An 18,018-nucleotide genomic window follows, 5' to 3' on the forward strand; every position below is an offset into this window, starting at 1 on the left:
AATATGGGGGTAGAATATGGAGTTTTACCGATACCTTTATATACTATTGCGTACTATCATTTAATTGGAGGTGTAATAATGAGTGAATTACCAATCGCACCAGTCGGTCGTATCTTAAAAAATGCTGGCGCTCAAAGAATTAGTGACGATGCAAAAATTGCATTAGCTGAAGCATTAGAAGAAAAAGGTGACGAAATCGCACAAAAAGCTGTTAATTTCGCACGCCATGCTGGTAGAAAAACTGTAAAAGCTGAAGATATCAAATTAGCAATCAAATAGATTTACTAATTGGTTATTTTCAAAAAAAGCTTTATATAATAAAATCTATTGGCCATTTCTCTTGGTCAATTTTTTTTATTTTTAAAATACTTTTATTTTTACAACTTGTCCTATATTCTTTTTCGGTAAACTTTATATATTACTTAAGACAAATTACTGTATGTTGTATAGGACCGGTGGTCTAGGGGTATGATTCCTCTTTGACGTGGAGGAGATCACGAGTTCGAATCTCGTTCGGTCCATATGCCATGGTAGTTCAGATGGGAGAACGCTAGACTGAAGATCTAGATGTCGCTGGTTCAAGTCCGGCCCATGGCATTACTTTTTATTGCTATTTTTTTATTAATTTCTGCTTTTTTTAGTGATATTGCTCTTTGTAAAGTGGTGTTTATTAAAATTTAAAAAAAGAAAGGATTAATTACCTTATTTTTTTGTTAAGGTAATTGGTTTTGGTTTCACTTGGGTATTTTCACGTAATTCTTTGTATCTTTTTACAATTTCGTATCCGTAATTACTTGCAATTTTATCTGCACCCGCAGTTAAAACCTGGTTGGCTATTTTATAGCTGTCCACTCCACCGTAAATTTCGATTTTGATTTTTGGAGCGTATTTTTGGATAATGTTAATGTCATTTACAATTTCATAAATGTGGCATGGGGTTACAAATCCTGTTGCGGTTTTAATAAAGTCCGCTCCTGCCTTTTGGGCAACTTGTACAATGGCTGATTTTTCAGCATCGTCAAGGGCTTTGACTTCAATGTTGACTTTTAATATTTTATCGCCCATGACTTTCTTGATTTCTTCAATTTCTTTTCCGATTAAGTCATATTTTTTATCTTTCAAATAGCTTAAGTTAATTACAACTTCAAGCTCATCCACGCCTTTATCAATTAAAGCGGTTGTTTCGGCTATTTTTGTTTCAGTATCTTCAAAGCCTAATGGAAATCCAACAACACTGCCTACCTTAATGTCGGTATCGGATAAAACTTCTTTAGCCAACGGAATATATGTCGGTGATACGACAACAGAGTTAAATGTTGATTCTTTGGCCTTTTCTAGAAATTCTTTCATTTCCTCTTCGGTTATGATGTTGTTTAAATTGACGTAATTGATGTAACTTGCCAATTCTCTTGAATTTTTTATATTGTACATATTACCACTCTCTTATAATTAGTTAGTATTTACACGAATGAACTATTTAAATATTTTCATATCAATTTTTTTATCATGTAAGGTCCGACCTTTTCATATCCGAATTTTCGATAATAATTTCTGGATCCGATTCCACTGATTATTGCAACTTCCTCTTTTCCATTGTCTATCGACAAGTCTTCAGCTTCTTTTAGAAGTCTTTCACCGAATCCTGTGTGTTGGCCTATTTTTGGATTTTTATCTCCAATCTTTATCATGTTTCCATAGACGTGCAGTTCACGAACGAGTGCAGTTTTATCGGTGATTTCTTTTCTAAAGTGATTTTTGGATGGAAATCTTAACCTAAGAAATCCGGCAATGCTTTCCTCATTATGGTCCTCTATAGATAAAAAGTTTTCTTCACCTTCACATGCGGTGTAGGTTTCCTTGAAAAGTTCAAAATCATCCAAACTGTACTCCTGGTTTGTCTTTTTATGGCCAATTTCACGGCATCTGATGCATTGGCAGTTGATATGCTTTTCTTCCAGTTTATTGTAGACAAGTTCTCCAAGGTTGGATTTCCTAACGCCAGCTTCAATAAGTGTTGAAGGAATGTCTCTTTGTATTCTCATTGTTCTAACCCATTTTGGAAGTATTTTTTTGATTTTGACAATCAGTTCAACAGCTTCCTCGTCTGTGTAGGGTGCATATCCTCCATTTTTCCACAGGTCATATAATTCACTGCCTTCAGTAACCAGGCAGGGATATATTTTAAGCATATCCGGTTTGAAGTTATCATCACTGAACAGCTGTTTAAACATTTTCAAATCCTGATTTTCACTTACAAATAATCCCGGCATCATATGCATTGCAACTTTTATCGCAGAATCTCTTAAAAGCTGATTTGCTTCAATCACATCTGCAATGCTATGGCCCCTTTTAATTTTCAGATACAAATCATCGGATAATGTCTGAACGCCCAGTTCAACTCTTGTTACTCCAAAATCCAACATCCTGTTGATATGTTCCTTTTTACAGTAATCTGGTCGTGTTTCAAAGGTCATCCCAACGCATCTGACTTTGGAATTTTCATTTGCTTTTTGAACATCACTAATTAAAACGTAATCATTTGGAGGATAGGTTTTCAAAATCCCCTTTTCAAAAGACCTGATTTCATCATAATCAAGGTTATATTCATAATTTGTAGGCTTGTTTTCAAGAATCAATCCAAAATCTGTCATGGCCTTTAGGCATTGGGATGTAAACCATTCCTGATAACATAAATCTCTTGAGGGGAATGTTCCTCCCATTATAATCAATTCCACTTTGTCAATTGGATGGCCTATTTTTTTAAGCTGCTTCAGCCTATTAAAACATTGGACATATGGATGGAATTCATACATTCTACCTCTGAGTGCAGCGGGCTCCTCACCGGTGTAGCTTGGAGGTGCTATGTCACTTTCAGGACAGTAAAAGCATCTTCCATGGGGACATTTGTGGGGATGGCACATCACGGCCACTATTGCAACGCCGGACATTGTTCTTGTGGGTTTCTTCTTAAGGATTCCGGAAACGATTTCCTTTTCTTCAGGCTTTGCATATTCTAAAATGTCAGCATTACTCATAAATCGTGATAGTTTCAAATCTCTGCAAAGTTGTCTTTTTTCAACTTCCAGATCACGTCGAGTAGATATTTTTCCATTAAGAATATCGTTGATTATTGTCCTGCATGCTTTTTCCATTTTTTACACCAATAGTTTTAAATTAATAGTTAATTTTTTTTCTGCAATATTTAAATAGTTAATGTTTTATATATATGTAATTAAATTATAATATAATAAGGTGATATTATGAAAATTAAAGAATTTATTGGTTCTGTAGTTTTAGATAAAAATGCATATGAAGTTGGAAAAGTTGACAATGTTGATTTTGACCCTGCAACTGGTAAAATAGAAACTATTGTATTGACTTTACAAAAAAATATCTTCTCTAGAGATGAACTCGAAATCAGTTTTGATGATGTTGCAACTATCGGAGCTTATGTTATCTTAAACAAAGAAATTCCTAAAGAAGAAGAAGTAGTGGAAGAAGAAACAGCTAAATCAACTACTGTAGAAATCGAAGATGAATAAATAGGTAGTAAAATGGTTCTTGATGCAAGAGATAAGGAAATTGCTCTTGGAAGCCATGTCAGATATGTCGACACAGGAACAATAGGTGAGGTTGTAGACCTGAAGACAGAAAATGACATTGGCTGGGTAAGAATTAAAAAAACTGATTTATGGTATCGCTCAAAATTGGTTGAATTGCTTGATGAAAAGGATTTGAAAGTTAAATCTTTTGATGATGATGATGAAATTGATATTGAAGCATTAAAAGAAAAAGCATTAGACCTGGAAAATATTGAATTAGATTCTAATGTTGCTGAAGGAGGAGGTTAATCTCCCCTATTTTTTTTATTTTTTTTAGTTATTTTCCGCAAATATCTTTATTTTTGAAGCTAATTTTGGACCAATTCCCTCAATTTGCTGCAACTCTTTTTCAGAAACTGATTTTAAGTCATTTCCGAATATCTGAACAACATTTCTAGCTCTTTTTCTTCCGAGACGTTTGACTCCAACAACCAACGGGATAATGTCTTCTTTAACTCCATAGTATAATCTGGCGGATAAGTAGTCGAAGTCCTTTAGGTTGGAATAACTGCCTAAAACTTCAGAGGTTCTTTTTGCAAATATTACAAGTCGTGATGCCTCATAAGCGGACCTTCTGGTTGAAGCGGAATATACTCTGTATTTGTTTTCAATGTCATATTCGCTTCGTTCATCAATCCATTCAATTAATGAAACTGCTGTTGCTTCGGGGTTTGCGATATCCACTGCAAACAATCCGTATTCTGAGAGTTTTTCACGCACAGGATCTTTTGATTTTCTTCCTTTAAATGAGATTAATGGCAAATCCGGAGTTTCAGACAGGGCATAAATGAATTCTTCAGCATTAAACCCTTTCATTGTTGTGATATATTCCTTGATTTTAACTGCAGTTTCAACAGAATAATTGGATTTGGCTATTAAATTACCAAATTCAGTTGTTTTAAGTCCTTCGGGTGTTGCTCTTATTATTCCGTTTTGAAGTAAGAATTGAAGTGCGGTTTCAAGTTCATACCTTAAGCTGTCCTCTGCAAACAGGGACATTGATGGGTTATTGCTCATTTGATATCCGTAAAGTGTTTTTCCAAAGAAATCGGTTAATTCATCAAGATTTTTTGAAAGTGATGAAGCAATCTGGGCAATAATCTGTCTGTAAATTGCATCCTTGTTATCAACTAATTTTGAGTTTGTAAGTTCAATGTCTCCTTCAATGTAATACTCTTCCAGGTTCAATGCTTCGTCCATGGTCTTGGCGATAAGGTAGGAATATCCCACATCATCATATTGTGGTCTTCCAGCTCTTCCGGACATTTGCTCATAATCAAAAACAGGAATCGGTTGAGGACCGTTACTTGTCCAACGGGTATGGTCTCGGATAACAACAGATTTTGAAGGTAAATTCACTCCGTACATTAAACTAGGTGTTGCGGTAATCATCAGAATATTCCCTGCTCTGAATTCATCCTCAATAATTTCCTTTTGTTCATTGAATAGTCCTGCATGGTGAAATGCCACTCCTTTTTCGGCAACTTCGGCTAATTTAAGACATGTGCTGGTTGGTAGGGAACCCTTCTTTTTTGGAACTTCAAGCAGCTTTTCTGAAACTTCCTTGAATTTTTCCCTTTGCACCTTGTTGATTTTTTTATTGATTTTGCCTGAAACGTATGTTGCAAGACTTTCAGTAAATCGTCTTGTTGAAACAAAAGCCAGAGCCTGTGATTTGTCCTTTATGGCCTTTTCTATTACTTTTACAACAACGTCATTTTTGTTTTTGGTGTTGAACATCTCAGCATCCAGAACTTCCTTGTGAAGTGGCACCGGCCTGTAATCGTGCTCGACACAAGTTCCTTCAAGCCAGCCTTCAATTTCTTCAATATTTCTGAGTGTTGCCGAAAGGGCAATTATTCTTATGCTGGGATTGATTATTTTAGCTCTTGTTATTGCAGCTTCAAGAGTTGGGCCTCTTGTAAATTCTCCAATCATATGAAATTCATCAATAATTAATGTATCCACATCACGAAGGGCATCCCATGAAAATCTTGTGAGCGCGTCAAATGACTCAAAAACCATAACTGATAAATCCGCATTGGAAGGGTGTTTTCCAACATTAATTCCATACTCTTCAAATGCTTTAAATTCTTTAACTTTTTCATTTTGTATTGACAGAAGTGGTGCGGCGTAAACTGCTTTTCCACCATCGAGTATTGTTTTTAGTGCGGGCAAGACTCCCAAAACAGTTTTTCCACTTGCTGTTGGAATACAGATGATGTAGTTTGATTTGTCCTCTAAATATCCTGATTCAATAACTGCCTTTTGGGCAGGATTGAATTCTTTAATGTAGGGATACGCTCCATTAATTATTTTTTTGATATCAGTTGGTAGATTTTCCATGTTAATCATTTAAATTTTATTTTTCTCATAAATAATAAATATTTGCAGAGAGCATTTGAAATCTAATGTGGGGTGGTAACAGTTATATATCAGTTAGTATAAACTAGGTTTAACTAAAATTAATTTATATGGAGACAATAAAATGGCAATTAAAGTAGAAGTATTCTCAACCAATTCTTGTCCTCATTGCCCATCTGCAATTGACGCTGCTCAAGTTGCTAAAGATAAATTAGGCGATGCAATTGATGTAGAAGTTATTAAAATAGATGAAAGTGAAGAAAATAGACAAAAAGCAATTAACTATCAAATTATGGCTGTGCCTACTATTGTCATCGACGGTGAAGTGGCTTTTGTAGGAGCACCAACAGATGATGAACTCATAGAAAAACTCGAATCTTTATAGATTCGCTCTTTTTTTTATTCTTTTTTTTGTTAAAAATGACTAATGACAATTACACAGGGGTTACAACAGGCACTGTAGCAACTGCATGTTCTTTGGCAGCTTTAGATGCAATTTTGGATGATTCTGATATTGCATGCGTTCAAGTAGAAACTCCTAAAACCACATTAGACATCATTATTGATGAGTGCAAACGATTATCTTCTTTTAAAGCTTATGCTGTAGCTCACAAAAATCCTTACAATGATCCTGATGTTACCGTGGATTTGGCAATTGTTTCTACAGTTGAATTAATTGATGGGACTGATGAAAATTCTGTTGTTGTTATAACTGGTGGTAAAGGTGTTGGAAAAATCACAAAGCCGGGCCTTCAAATTCCTGTCGGTGATTATGCAATCAATCCGGTTCCTCGCAAAATGATTGTTAAAAACTTATCTGATAAAGTTCCTGAGGGTAAAGTTGCCAAGGTTACTATTTCCATTCCTGAAGGTGAAAAAATAGCTAAAAAGACAATGAATCCTAAATTAGGTATCGTTGGTGGAATATCAGTTCTTGGAACAACAGGCATTGCAAGATCAATGTCCAGTGAGGCATATAAGAATTCAATTGTCACTCAATTGGATGTTGCTTTGGCCTCTGATGTTGGAGATTTGGTTTTTGTTCCGGGAAATATTGGTGAAAAACTGGCTCTTCAAAAACTCGACATTACTAAAGAGCAGATTGTTCAAACGGGTAACTTCGTTGGATTCATGTTTGAGGAAGCCGCCAAACGTGGGATTACTGAATTCACGTACTTCGGACATATCGGAAAACTGATCAAGGTTGCCGGAGGAATATTTGATACAAAACATGCCGTGGCTGACGGCAGGCGTGAAATAATGGTCAGCCATGCTGCTCTTTGTGGTGTTGACAGAAAACATCTTCAATTATTATTCGATTCAAAAACAACTGATGACATGATGTCCATCTTGGAAGAAATTAATATGTCCACTGATGTTTGTAATAGTATTGCCTCAGCTATTCGTGAAAGATGTATGCAACGCTTTGAATTGGATTTAAATGTTGTCTTGGTCGATATGGAAGGCAATTATTTAAACGATAATATGGGCATTTAAAATCAAAATAGAAACAAATCTCTTTTTAAATCATTCTATTTAATGTTATTTGCCTTTAAATATTTTATTAATAACTTAAAACTTTTTTTATTTTAATTATCCAAGTTATTTTGGATGAACCATTAATTCAAACAATTAAATCAATAACCTAACTTATTTAAGTAACAATTACATAATATATATTTGATAAAGGGGTTAATTTTTATGAAAATAGCAATGGTCGGTCAATTTCCACCTCATGTTGGTGGTGTAGGTGTTCATATTCATACATTATCAAAGGAACTTGTCAAACAGGGGCATGAAGTTTATGTAATCACATATCCTCATAAGGATATTAAGGATATTGATGGAATTCATGTAATAGGCACAAAAGGACTTAATATTCCCGGTATTCGGGGGATGATGTTTAAGGTTAATGCTAAAAAGGCATTAGAGGAACTCGTTGAAAAGGAAGACATAGACATTATTCACGGACATTATCTCTTCCCTGCAGGTGCTGCTGCAGTTGAAGTTGGAAATGAGCATGGGATAAAAACTTATATAACTGCACATGGTTCCGACATGTTTGAAGTGTATAAAAAACAGCCTTTAATGAGGTCAACAATTAGGAAAGTGTTGAAAAGTGCAGATGTTGTTTTGGCAGTAAGCAATGCATTAAGGCATGAAATTATAGCAACAGGGGTTGTTGGCATTTCCAACAAAACCAGATTATCCTGGAATTCTGTTGACATTAATAAATTTTCAAACAGGGAAGATGATTCGTTTAAAAAGGAATTCGGACTGACTGATAAGCCAATAGTTCTTTTTGTAGGTAATCTTATTAAAAGAAAAAATGTCGACTCCCTTTTGGAAGCTAAAAAAATTGCCAATAGCGATTATTATTTGGTTGTTGTAGGGGACGGCCCCCTATTTAAAAAACTTAAAAAGAAAGTCGAAGATGAAAATATTCGTGACGTAATATTTACGGGCGCTAGAGATGATGTCGAATGCATTATCCCTAGTTGTGATGTTTTAGTATTGCCTTCATTATCTGAAAGTTTCGGACTGGTTTTAATCGAAGCTTTAGCTTGCGGAAAACCAGTTATAGGTAGTGACGTTGGGGGAATTACCGAAATTATAACTGAAGATGTTGGATTGCTTGTCAACCCAAATAAAATACCTTCCATTGCAAAAGCTATTGATAAAATGATTAATGATGAAAATTTTAGATATGTTCTCTCATTAAATGCAAGGCCAAGAGCAATGGATTTCTCGACAGTTACCATTCCATATGATGAGGTGTAGCAATGAAAAGAATTGTCAGATCACCTGGTTCAGCAACAATAATCAATGCAATTGCAACGGGTTTCGGCTCTGCATTCGGCATAGGATTAGATATTGAATGTAAAGCTAAAGTATTACCCAATTCAATTAAATGTTTCAATGATGTGGGCGCAGACAATTACTTGATGGAGTTGTGCGCCGAAAAAGTATTCGATCATTATAATATTGATGCAGATGAATTTGGAATAGAATTAAAAACTAAATCTAACCTGCCTATGGCATCTGGCCTTTCAAGCAGTAGTGCCTCATCCAATGCAATAGTTAAAGCGACTTCTTTAGTCCTTTGCGAAGAGTTTAATTTAAAACCTCTTGACGATTTGGAAATTATTAATCTGGCTATTGATGCTTCTCTTGAAGCGGGCGTTACAATAACCGGTTCTTTTGATGATGCAACCGCATCCTATTTTGGAGGAGTTGTTGTAACTGATAATAAAAACAGAAAATTCATCATCAAAGAAAAAATGGATGAATATCCTATTTTAGTTTATATGCCTAATTTCTATTCAAAATCTGGAGATTCAAATCCTGAACGGATGAAATTATTGTCTCCTCTTGTTGAAACCGCTTTTGAATTTGCAAAACAAAGAAATTATTTTAAAGCTATTAATCTGAACGGTCTGATTTATTCTGCAACATTAGGATTTGACTCAACAGTTGCAATTGACGCTCTTGAAGCGGGAGCTCTTGCATCAGGATTGTCAGGTACTGGATCTTCATTTGTGGCGGTAGTTAATGACGATTCAATTGATGATGTTGAAGAATCCTGGAGTAAATATGAAGGAAAGGTATTTAGAACTTTTGTTGATAATGGGGGGTGTATTGAATTATGAAAAAATTGCTTTTAATAATTGTAATTTTGTTTGTAAGTATTTCGGCCGTTTCAGCGTCACAAAGTGCAGATGATTTTAATGTCAGTTCCGTTGATGGTGAACAGGATATGGGGAGTGTAACTGCTGATGATTCTGATGTATGTTCAGGCGGTGTTGAACATGATGATGTCTCTTTAGTGGATGATGATTTGTATTTGGAAAATGAATCTGATGCATCTCAGGATGATTCGCAAGATAAAAACGGTTCTTCAAAGGATGTTAATAATGCCTCCGTTTCAAAAAAAACCCATTCCTCCAATAAAGTTAAAATTAAAGGAAAGGATTTGGTTGCTTATTACAAAAGCAAACCGGTTTATAAATTTACTATTGTAAACTCAAGCGGTAAGCCAGTATCCGGTTTGAAAGTTAAGATAACATTCGACGGGAAATCATATACTAAAAAAACTAATAAAAAGGGCATTGTTAGCCTGAAACTTCCTGCAAAGGTTGGAAAATATAATATTAAATTAACTTACAAGAGTTTTTCACTTAAAAAGAATATTCATTTATTTAAATCAAGGACTTTTTCACAAAATCTTCAATCAGTCTATGGAAAGACTGTAAACTATAAGTTAAGGGTCATTGACAATAATGGAAAAGCCATGAAGGCAGTTAAGGTAATTTTTAAAGTTGACAAAAAGACTTACTATAAAAAGACAGATTCTAAAGGTTATGCTATCTTAAAGCTTAACTATGCTGCAGGATGCTATTTGATTAGTTATTCGGTAGATAAGCTATCCGGAATGAATAAATATGTTGTTAAAAACAGAATAACATTAAAAATTTTAAACTGGGGTCTTCGCGGAGATGTTTCAAACGCTCCTTTAATTTATAACAACATGCCTAACAATTATTGGGTTAAAAATGCAGTCAAAGCTACAAAATTTGGAATACCATTGTTGATTATTCAGGGAGGCAATGGAAAATCTGTCTTTATGACTTCAGGAGTTCATGGAAACGAACTTCCCTCTCAAGTGGCAATGATGAGAACAATTGCATATCTAACAAACAAGCCAGTTAAGGGAACTGTCTACATAATACCATTTGTTAATGTTAAAGCTATTAATCAGCATGTAAGGCTCACAAATTATGATTTTAACAGAGTGGCTCATGTGCCCGGAACTGTTTCAAATAATATTATCAAATTGATACTTCACTATAAATGCGATTCCTATGGGGATTTCCACAGTACTGAAAGACCTGGAGATCCTGGGGAAAATATCATCTTGGGTTATAAATATCCTGCAAAAGGTTGCATCCCGCTTACAAATTATCTTGCTAAAAGCTGCAATGTAAACAAAAAGTTTTACAATTATGCAGGACAAGTTTACAGATGGTCTTTAGCTGATTATGCTAACAGCAAAGGCACTCCTGTCGTTATATGTGAGGTCATTAGTAAAGTAAATACTTTGGTTCCGGCCAGGGTTAATTTGTCGTATAGGATGATAAATCAGTTTTTAGTATATAACAGAATTCTGTAATCAGCATCAATTGGAGTGTAGTTAACATATAGTTTATATACTAGGATAATAATAAATTATATTATTATCATTATTATCAAAAACTGGTGATTTTCTTTGACTAAAAATTATGAAATCAAATCTTTTAATAATGAAAATGAAGCAAAAAAACTTCTATTAGAGTCTAGAAATCGCATTGATGAAATTGATAATGAGTTATTTGATTTAATTTCTCAGAGAACCTCTCTTGCGAAGGATATTGTTCTTGCAAAGGATTATCTTGATATGCCAATTTACGATAAATCTAGGGAAGATGCAATCCATGAAAAAGTTAGAAGGGTATCTGAAGAAAAAAATCTTGATGTGGATATTATCGATCAAATATTAGACATGCTGACTATTTTAAATAAAAATGAGCAAAAGAAAATTATAAGGAGGAATGTTGATGGGAAATATTAGAACTTCATTTGTTAAACGTTTAGCTAAAGAACTTATTGAAACTCACAAAGGTGTTTTCACTACTGATTTTGAAGAAAACAAAAAATTAGTACAAGAATACTCTACTGTAAGTACTAAACATTTAAGAAATAAAATTGCAGGATATGTAACAAGACTTGTTAGAATCGAACAAACCCGAGATTAGGCTTGTCTCATATTTTATTACTCTTTTTTTTAATCTTTTTTTAATATTTTTATATTTTTCAATAATTTATCAACTCATATATTATAAAGTTTATTAATATGGTTGTATAAAAATAGATATGTATATTTTGTTTAATCAATGATTTAGCAAAATTTCAATGAATTTTTTTAGAAATAGGTGAACTTAATGGATTTAATAGTAGCAAAATTTGGTGGAACCTCGGTAGGTGATGGTTCCAGAATTAAAAAAGCGGCGCAGTCCGTGGTAAATGAATATATGAAAGGTAATCAGGTCGTAGTTGTAGTTTCAGCTGTTAATAAGACTACTGATGAACTCATTGGATTGTCTGATGAGGCTATTGGTGCAGGATTAACTGACAAACAGAAGGCAGAAATTATGGCTATGGGTGAATTAACTAGTGCAAGATTATTCTCTGCAACTATTGAATCTTTAGGAGTCAAGTCCGAATTCATCGATCCTTATAATGATTTATGGCCGATTATGACTGATTCTAATTCTTTGGAAGCAAAAATAGATTTCAAAACTACAAACATCAAAATTGAAGGAATCAAAAGGCTTGTTAATCAAGGAATTATACCTGTCGTTTGCGGATTTTTAGGAAAAGGACCAAGTGGCGAAATTACCACTCTCGGAAGGGGAGGCAGTGATATCACAGCATTTTTGATTGGGCACTGTTTGGAAGCTAATGAAGTCATTATTGTCACTGATGTGGATGGTGTAATGTCAACTGACCCAAACAAAATTGAAAGTGCAAGATTACTTGATGAAATTTCAGTTGAAGAAATGAGAGACTTGGCTACTCATGGAGCACAGGTCCTTCACCCACATGCATTAAAATATAAAGATCCATTAATAAGTGCAAAAATCATCAATTTTGCGCATGGCGATTTAACTTCAAAGGGTACCCGTATTGTGGGACCTTATGAAGGTGAAATGTTAAAATGCGTATCACTTTATAAGAATCCTATTTCTCTTATTGCTATTGTTGGTGAGGCAATGGTTAAAAAAGTCGGTTTATTTGCTGGTTTAACCGGATGTCTTGCTGATGAGGATATTAATATATTTGGTATTTCTGCAGGTCAAAATTCAATGACTGCATTTGTTGATAAATCAGATTCAAACAAAGCATATCATTTATTGCATCAATTTGTTGTGGAAAATGATGTATTAAGTTCATTATCATTGGGAAGAGACACTGCAATGATTACATTTGTAAGTCCGGATATTATTGACACACCAGGAATTATTTCAGATATTACTGAACCGTTAAGAAAAAATGATATTAATATTGTAGAGATTATTTCATCACAAACTGCAATTGTATTATTTGTCGATTGGAAAGATGGTGAACAAGCACGTGATTTAGTTAACGAGGTTTTAGAATGAATTTTGAAGGTACATATGTTGCAATGGTAACTCCTTTTAATGAGGATAAACAAATTGACGAAGATGGTTTTAGGTCTAATATAAACTATTTGATTGACAAAGGCGTAACTGGTTTGGTTGGAGCAGGAACTACTGGTGAATCCGCCACAGTTAGCCATGAAGAACATCAAAAGATAATCGAAATTTTAGTTGATGAAGTTGATGGCAGGGTAGAAACCATAGCGGGAACTGGAAGTAACGCTACTTCAGAAGCTTTATCTCTTACCAAATTTGCCGATGATGCTGGTGCAGATGCAGCATTGTTAATCACTCCATACTACAATAAACCGCAACAGCATGCCATGGTTGAACATTACAGGACTATTGCTGAGGAAACTGATATCCCATTAATTGCTTATAATGTTCCGTCCCGTACTGGAATTAATATGGATGTTGAAACTATTGTGGAATTGGCTAAAATTGACAACATTGATGCAGTTAAAGAAGCCAGCGGAAGTGTTGATAAGGTATCTGACATCTACAGAGCATTGCAACATGAAGGGCTTGAAGATGATTTTAATATACTTTCAGGGGAAGATTCTTTGACTTTGCCTATTATGGCTGTTGGTGGAACTGGAGTTATCAGTGCTTCTGCCAATATTGATGCTAAAAGAATGGTTTTAATGGTTGACAGCATATTGAATGATGATTATGCTAGGGCTATTGAACTTCACTATGAAATGCTTGAATTAATCAGAGCTCTTTTCATAGAAAGTAATCCTGTCCCTGTTAAAACTGCCATGAATTTGATGGGTCTTCCTTCAGGACCTCTAAGACAACCATTGGCTGAAATGAAAGATGAAAATTTAGAAATACTTAAAAAAGCATTAAAAGATTCTGATTTATTATAAAAAGGTTATATTATGATTAAAGTTGCAGTTACCGGAGCGGCCGGAAGAATGGGCTCTGGTATTATTAGAAGAATAACTGAACAAGATGACATGGAAGTAGTTGCAGCTATTGAAATGCCTAACACTCCTCTTGCAGGTAAAGATGCAGGCCTTCAAGCTGGAATTGATGAATTGGGAGTTAAAATTGTAGGATCTCAGGATTTGGAAGAAACCTTAAAGGCATCCGGTGCTGAAGTTCTTGTAGATTTCACTATTGCTCCTGCAGCAGTTGAAACCATTAAAATAGCCACATCTTGCGGAGTTTCTGTTGTGGTTGGTACAACAGGATTCAGTGAAGAACAAATGGCGGAAAACATTAAAAACATTAAAGACAATAATGTTTCTGCCGTTATTTCATCAAATATGGCTATTGGAGTAAATGTATTTTTCAATACCCTGAAAAAATTAGCTCCATTATTATATGATTTTGATATTGAAATTATTGAAGCTCACCACAATCAAAAGAAAGATGCTCCATCCGGAACTGCCATGACTGCATTTGAAGTAATTGCAGGTGAACTAGACCGTGACACTGAAGAAGTCGGTGTTTATGGCAGACACGGTTTGGTCGGCAAAAGAACTAAAGAAGAAATTGGAGTTCACGCAATTCGTGGTGGAGACATTGTCGGAGACCACACAGTAATGTTCGTTGGTGAAGGCGAAAGATTAGAAATTAAACATCAGGCTCATACTAGAGAAGTATTTATTGCAGGTGTTATTAGAGCTATCAGATATGTTCCTGCTGCTGAAAGAGGTGTTGTAAGTAGTATGAATGATGTTTTAGGTTTAGAATAGGTGATTTATATGGTAAATGTTGGAGTTCTCGGTGCTACTGGGATGGTAGGTCAAAAATTCATACAATTGCTCGCAAACCATCCTGATTTTGAAATTACTGCTTTGGCGGCATCTTCTCGTTCTGCCGGTAAAAGATATGAGGATGCTACAACCTGGTATATGAATACTGAAATGCCGGAATCTGTTAGGGACATCATAGTCACAGAAACTGATCCTGATGCAATGGATAATGATGTTGATATTGTATTTTCATCACTTCCTGCTGATTTTGCCCTAAAAGTTGAAAAAGATTTTGCTAAAGATTATGTTGTTGCAAGTAATGCAAGTGCGCACAGGATGAAGAAAAATATTCCATTGGTGATTCCTGAAGTTAATCCTCAATGCTTAGACATGATTGATGCTCAGCAAAAGGAAAATGACTGGGACGGATTCATTGTCACCAATCCAAATTGTTCAACTATTGCTTTGGCATTAACATTAAAGCCTATTGTTGATAATTTTAATGTTAATTCCGTTAGGGTTTCAACAATGCAAGCGGTATCCGGTGCAGGTTATAATGGAGTACCATCAATGGCTATTGTTGATAATCTCGTTCCTTACATTGGAGGGGAAGAAGAAAAAATGGAAAGCGAATCACTTTACCTGTTGGGTTCCTACGATGGTGGAGATGTTGTTCGTGCAGATTTCAAATTAAGTGCATCTTGTCATAGGGTAGCTGTCATCGATGGTCATACTGAAGCGGTATTTATTGAGTTGGATGATGACTTTGACATTGAGGGTATTAAAGATAGTATGGCAAACTTCAAAGGATTGCCACAAGAACTTAATTTATTCTCCGCTCCTGAAAATCCTGTAATTGTCAGAGAAGAAGAGGACAGGCCACAACCAAGAATGGACAGAAATGCAAGTAATGGTATGGCTGTTAGCGTGGGTAGATTAAGAAAAGATACAGTATTTGATAACAGTTTCAAATATGTTCTAGTTGGCCATAATACTGTACGTGGTGCAGCTGGAGCTTCTATTTTAAATGCTGAATTAATTAATGATAAAATCCTCTGATTTTATCCATTTATTTTTTCTATTTTTTTTAATATTTTCTATTTTTTCTCTCTTGTTTCTAATTGTTTTTAATTTTATTTTTAGGTTAATTTAAGGGTTTAATTTAAATAGTATAAAATTAATATTTTATATCAAGGAATTATATTGTACAATATATCGAAATTATCGAATTCATTAATTGATGTAATTTGAAATCGATATTGGGATAAAAATTTAAACTAAGGGATAGAATGGAAATAGGAATTGATGCTGAAAAAGATACTCTACAATCTTTAATTCGGTCTTGCCTATTGGAGCTTAATCGGCTTAAATTGGATTTAACAAAGCTGGAAATTGAAAAAGCAAATGATAACACTCCATTAAGGATAAAAGAACTTGAAAAAGATATTGTAGAGAAGGAAAAAGAAGTTTCTGTTATTAAATTTAAAGCAGAAGATGAAATTAATCTATTGAAAAGACAGCTTGATGAAAAAGATAGTTTAATTAAAAATCAAGAAGATCGTATTTATGAATTGGATTATGTTAATAATTCACTTGATGAGATTAAAGAATATTTTGCCGAACAATTGAGAGACTATAAGAAAAAAGAATTGGCAGATGTTAATGAAAGATTAAATGAATCTTTTAGAAGTGTAGCTGAAAAAGATGCTCAAATCAATTCTCTTTCAAGAACAATCGATGAGTATAAAATCAAAGTTCTAAAACTTGAAAATAATGTTGAATTCCAGAATCAGATTATGGAACTCGAAAAGGAGATTGAACTCAAAAACAACGAAATCTCAATTAAAGACAGTGAGATTTCTAAAAGAGACACTCAACTTGATGTTTTAAAAGAACAATATATTCCTAAAGAAGAGTATAATAATTTACAATCCCAATTCGAATCTGAAATCAGTGCCATGGATGCTGAAATAACTAACTTAAAAGAACACTCTGTCCCTAAAGAGGAATACAATAATTTACAATCCCAATTCGAAAATGAGATTAATAACTTAGATACCTTATTGAATAATCTCAAAGAAAAAACAATTCCTAAAGAAGAACATCTTTCCGTTACAAACAAATTGGAAAGTAAGCTCGCAGCCACTAGCACTGAGCTTGAATACTTGAAAGAAAAATCCATTCCTCGTGAAGATTATATTTCCCTTCAAACTAAATTGGAAGGAGAACTTGCAGCTAAAAATAATGAGCTCAAGTATCTTAAAGAACAATCAATTCCTAAAGAAGATTACCTTAAACTCCAAAATGAGTTAAACAGGAAAAATGATAAAATTAAAAGGTTGGAGGAAATTAATAATTTCTTCAATGAGCTTCAAGAAGAACAGGAAGCTTATGATACCATGGATATCACTCCGCCTTTCAGATTAGAGAAAAAACAAGGTAGATAATTCTACCTATTTTTTAACTTTTTTTAATTATATTTTTTAGATTATTGTATCTACATGTCCGCGCATCATTGACATTTTTTCTATTGTTCTTTCAGAATAATCAATATGTCCTTTTATAATTTTAATGGATAAGTATGTAAGTGTCATGATTATTGTATGAAAAATCAAGAATAATGAAAGTTTTTTGTGTTGTGTTTTCAGTTTACCGGATATCCGCAATGGGGGTTTTCTTTTTTCTTACTTTAGTTTACTTTATACCATAAAGTATTTATATAACCTTAAACTCATGTATTATGTAGAAAGGTTTAGTCAACACTATAACTTATTTTCTCATGTTGATAATTAAACTGATCTAATTATTTAAAAATTAAAAAAGGTGATTATTAATGGCACAAGGACAACCAATTTTTATTTTACCTGAAGGTACTAACAGGTCTGTCGGTAGAGATGCACAAAGAAATAACATTTTAGCTGGTAAAGTATTAGCTGAAACTGTAAGAACTACTTTAGGTCCAAAAGGAATGGACAAAATGTTAGTTGACGGACTTGGTGATATTGTAGTAACCAACGACGGTGTTACAATCTTAAAAGAAATGGATATTGAACATCCTGCAGCAAAAATGCTCGTAGAAGTAGCAAAAACCCAAGAAGACGAAGTTGGAGATGGAACTACTACTGCAGT

Annotated in this window: 19 protein-coding genes and 2 tRNA genes; 18 read left to right on the forward strand and 3 right to left on the reverse strand. The window is 34.1% G+C overall.

Annotated elements, in window-relative coordinates; translation table 11 throughout:
- The first annotated feature begins 78 nt into the window (after positions 1 to 78).
- The 3 genes from Q4Q55_RS02075 to Q4Q55_RS02085 all read left to right on the forward strand — a co-directional run bounded on the left by Q4Q55_RS02075 (position 79) and on the right by Q4Q55_RS02085 (position 597).
- Positions 79 to 279: a histone family protein gene (locus Q4Q55_RS02075; protein WP_042691314.1), complete on the forward strand. Its 201-nt coding sequence runs from the start codon at positions 79 to 81 to the stop codon at positions 277 to 279.
- Positions 280 to 449: 170 nt separating this feature from the next.
- Positions 450 to 521, forward strand: a tRNA-Val gene (locus Q4Q55_RS02080).
- A gap of 3 nt (positions 522 to 524) precedes the next feature.
- Positions 525 to 597, forward strand: a tRNA-Phe gene (locus Q4Q55_RS02085).
- A 105-nt stretch (positions 598 to 702) separates the two neighbouring features.
- Here the strand turns inward: Q4Q55_RS02085 and deoC are convergent.
- Both deoC and Q4Q55_RS02095 read right to left on the reverse strand, forming a co-directional pair.
- Positions 703 to 1,431 carry a deoxyribose-phosphate aldolase gene (gene deoC, locus Q4Q55_RS02090; RefSeq protein WP_303371158.1) on the reverse strand — a complete coding sequence of 243 codons (729 nt, stop codon included), beginning with the start codon at positions 1,429 to 1,431 and terminating at the stop codon, positions 703 to 705.
- A gap of 56 nt (positions 1,432 to 1,487) precedes the next feature.
- Positions 1,488 to 3,152 (reverse strand): tRNA uridine(34) 5-carboxymethylaminomethyl modification radical SAM/GNAT enzyme Elp3, encoded by a 1,665-nt coding sequence (locus Q4Q55_RS02095; RefSeq protein WP_303371159.1) that lies wholly within the window; start codon positions 3,150 to 3,152, stop codon positions 1,488 to 1,490.
- A 108-nt stretch (positions 3,153 to 3,260) separates the two neighbouring features.
- On the opposite strand from Q4Q55_RS02095, the gene Q4Q55_RS02100 reads away from it, so the two are divergent.
- Both Q4Q55_RS02100 and Q4Q55_RS02105 read left to right on the forward strand, forming a co-directional pair.
- Positions 3,261 to 3,542, forward strand: a complete 282-nt coding sequence (locus Q4Q55_RS02100) for a PRC-barrel domain-containing protein (protein WP_303371160.1) — start codon at positions 3,261 to 3,263, stop codon at positions 3,540 to 3,542.
- Positions 3,543 to 3,554: 12 nt separating this feature from the next.
- A complete protein-coding gene (locus Q4Q55_RS02105) occupies positions 3,555 to 3,851 on the forward strand; it encodes a DUF2098 domain-containing protein (RefSeq protein WP_303371161.1) in 297 nt (98 codons plus the stop codon).
- Between the two features lie 24 nt (positions 3,852 to 3,875).
- Here Q4Q55_RS02105 and Q4Q55_RS02110 read toward each other — a convergent pair whose 3' ends face one another.
- Entirely contained in the window at positions 3,876 to 5,957 is a 2,082-nt protein-coding gene (locus Q4Q55_RS02110) for a DEAD/DEAH box helicase (protein WP_303371162.1), read from the reverse strand.
- A 133-nt stretch (positions 5,958 to 6,090) separates the two neighbouring features.
- Between Q4Q55_RS02110 and Q4Q55_RS02115 the strand changes: the two genes are divergently transcribed.
- From Q4Q55_RS02115 to Q4Q55_RS02175, 13 genes are all read left to right on the forward strand, one after another.
- Positions 6,091 to 6,351 (forward strand): thioredoxin family protein, encoded by a 261-nt coding sequence (locus Q4Q55_RS02115; RefSeq protein ID WP_303371163.1) that lies wholly within the window; start codon positions 6,091 to 6,093, stop codon positions 6,349 to 6,351.
- A gap of 35 nt (positions 6,352 to 6,386) precedes the next feature.
- Positions 6,387 to 7,463: a cobalt-precorrin-5B (C(1))-methyltransferase CbiD gene (gene cbiD, locus Q4Q55_RS02120; RefSeq protein ID WP_303371164.1), complete on the forward strand. Its 1,077-nt coding sequence runs from the start codon at positions 6,387 to 6,389 to the stop codon at positions 7,461 to 7,463.
- Positions 7,464 to 7,667: 204 nt separating this feature from the next.
- The gene (locus Q4Q55_RS02125; protein ID WP_303371165.1) at positions 7,668 to 8,747 is read left to right on the forward strand and encodes a glycosyltransferase family 4 protein; all 1,080 of its coding nucleotides are present in this window, start codon (positions 7,668 to 7,670) and stop codon (positions 8,745 to 8,747) included.
- Between the two features lie 2 nt (positions 8,748 to 8,749).
- Positions 8,750 to 9,616 carry a shikimate kinase gene (locus Q4Q55_RS02130; protein WP_303371166.1) on the forward strand — a complete coding sequence of 289 codons (867 nt, stop codon included), beginning with the start codon at positions 8,750 to 8,752 and terminating at the stop codon, positions 9,614 to 9,616.
- A complete protein-coding gene (locus Q4Q55_RS02135) occupies positions 9,613 to 11,136 on the forward strand; it encodes a succinylglutamate desuccinylase/aspartoacylase family protein (RefSeq protein ID WP_303371167.1) in 1,524 nt (507 codons plus the stop codon). The genes Q4Q55_RS02130 and Q4Q55_RS02135 overlap by 4 nt, the downstream gene beginning before the upstream one ends.
- Positions 11,137 to 11,232: 96 nt before the next feature.
- Positions 11,233 to 11,574 carry a chorismate mutase gene (locus Q4Q55_RS02140; RefSeq protein ID WP_303371168.1) on the forward strand — a complete coding sequence of 114 codons (342 nt, stop codon included), beginning with the start codon at positions 11,233 to 11,235 and terminating at the stop codon, positions 11,572 to 11,574.
- Entirely contained in the window at positions 11,561 to 11,758 is a 198-nt protein-coding gene (locus Q4Q55_RS02145; protein WP_303371169.1) for a 30S ribosomal protein S17e, read from the forward strand. Before Q4Q55_RS02140 ends, Q4Q55_RS02145 begins: the two co-directional genes overlap by 14 nt.
- 186 nt (positions 11,759 to 11,944) lie before the next feature.
- The gene (locus Q4Q55_RS02150; protein ID WP_303371170.1) at positions 11,945 to 13,165 is read left to right on the forward strand and encodes an aspartate kinase; all 1,221 of its coding nucleotides are present in this window, start codon (positions 11,945 to 11,947) and stop codon (positions 13,163 to 13,165) included.
- Positions 13,162 to 14,055, forward strand: coding sequence for a 4-hydroxy-tetrahydrodipicolinate synthase (gene dapA, locus Q4Q55_RS02155; protein ID WP_303371171.1), 894 nt, complete (start codon positions 13,162 to 13,164; stop codon positions 14,053 to 14,055). Before Q4Q55_RS02150 ends, dapA begins: the two co-directional genes overlap by 4 nt.
- 12 nt (positions 14,056 to 14,067) lie before the next feature.
- Positions 14,068 to 14,889 carry a 4-hydroxy-tetrahydrodipicolinate reductase gene (gene dapB / locus Q4Q55_RS02160; protein WP_303371172.1) on the forward strand — a complete coding sequence of 274 codons (822 nt, stop codon included), beginning with the start codon at positions 14,068 to 14,070 and terminating at the stop codon, positions 14,887 to 14,889.
- A gap of 9 nt (positions 14,890 to 14,898) precedes the next feature.
- Entirely contained in the window at positions 14,899 to 15,948 is a 1,050-nt protein-coding gene (gene asd, locus Q4Q55_RS02165; RefSeq protein ID WP_303371173.1) for an aspartate-semialdehyde dehydrogenase, read from the forward strand.
- Between the two features lie 230 nt (positions 15,949 to 16,178).
- A complete protein-coding gene (locus Q4Q55_RS02170; RefSeq protein ID WP_303371174.1) occupies positions 16,179 to 17,336 on the forward strand; it encodes a hypothetical protein in 1,158 nt (385 codons plus the stop codon).
- A 386-nt stretch (positions 17,337 to 17,722) separates the two neighbouring features.
- Positions 17,723 to 18,018, forward strand: a 296-nt coding sequence (locus Q4Q55_RS02175; RefSeq protein WP_303371175.1) for a TCP-1/cpn60 chaperonin family protein, incomplete at its 3' end; no start/stop codon positions are given.

The organism is Methanobrevibacter sp. (genome assembly GCF_030539555.1).
In the GTDB taxonomy this organism is placed as follows: Archaea; Methanobacteriota; Methanobacteria; order Methanobacteriales; family Methanobacteriaceae; genus Methanocatella.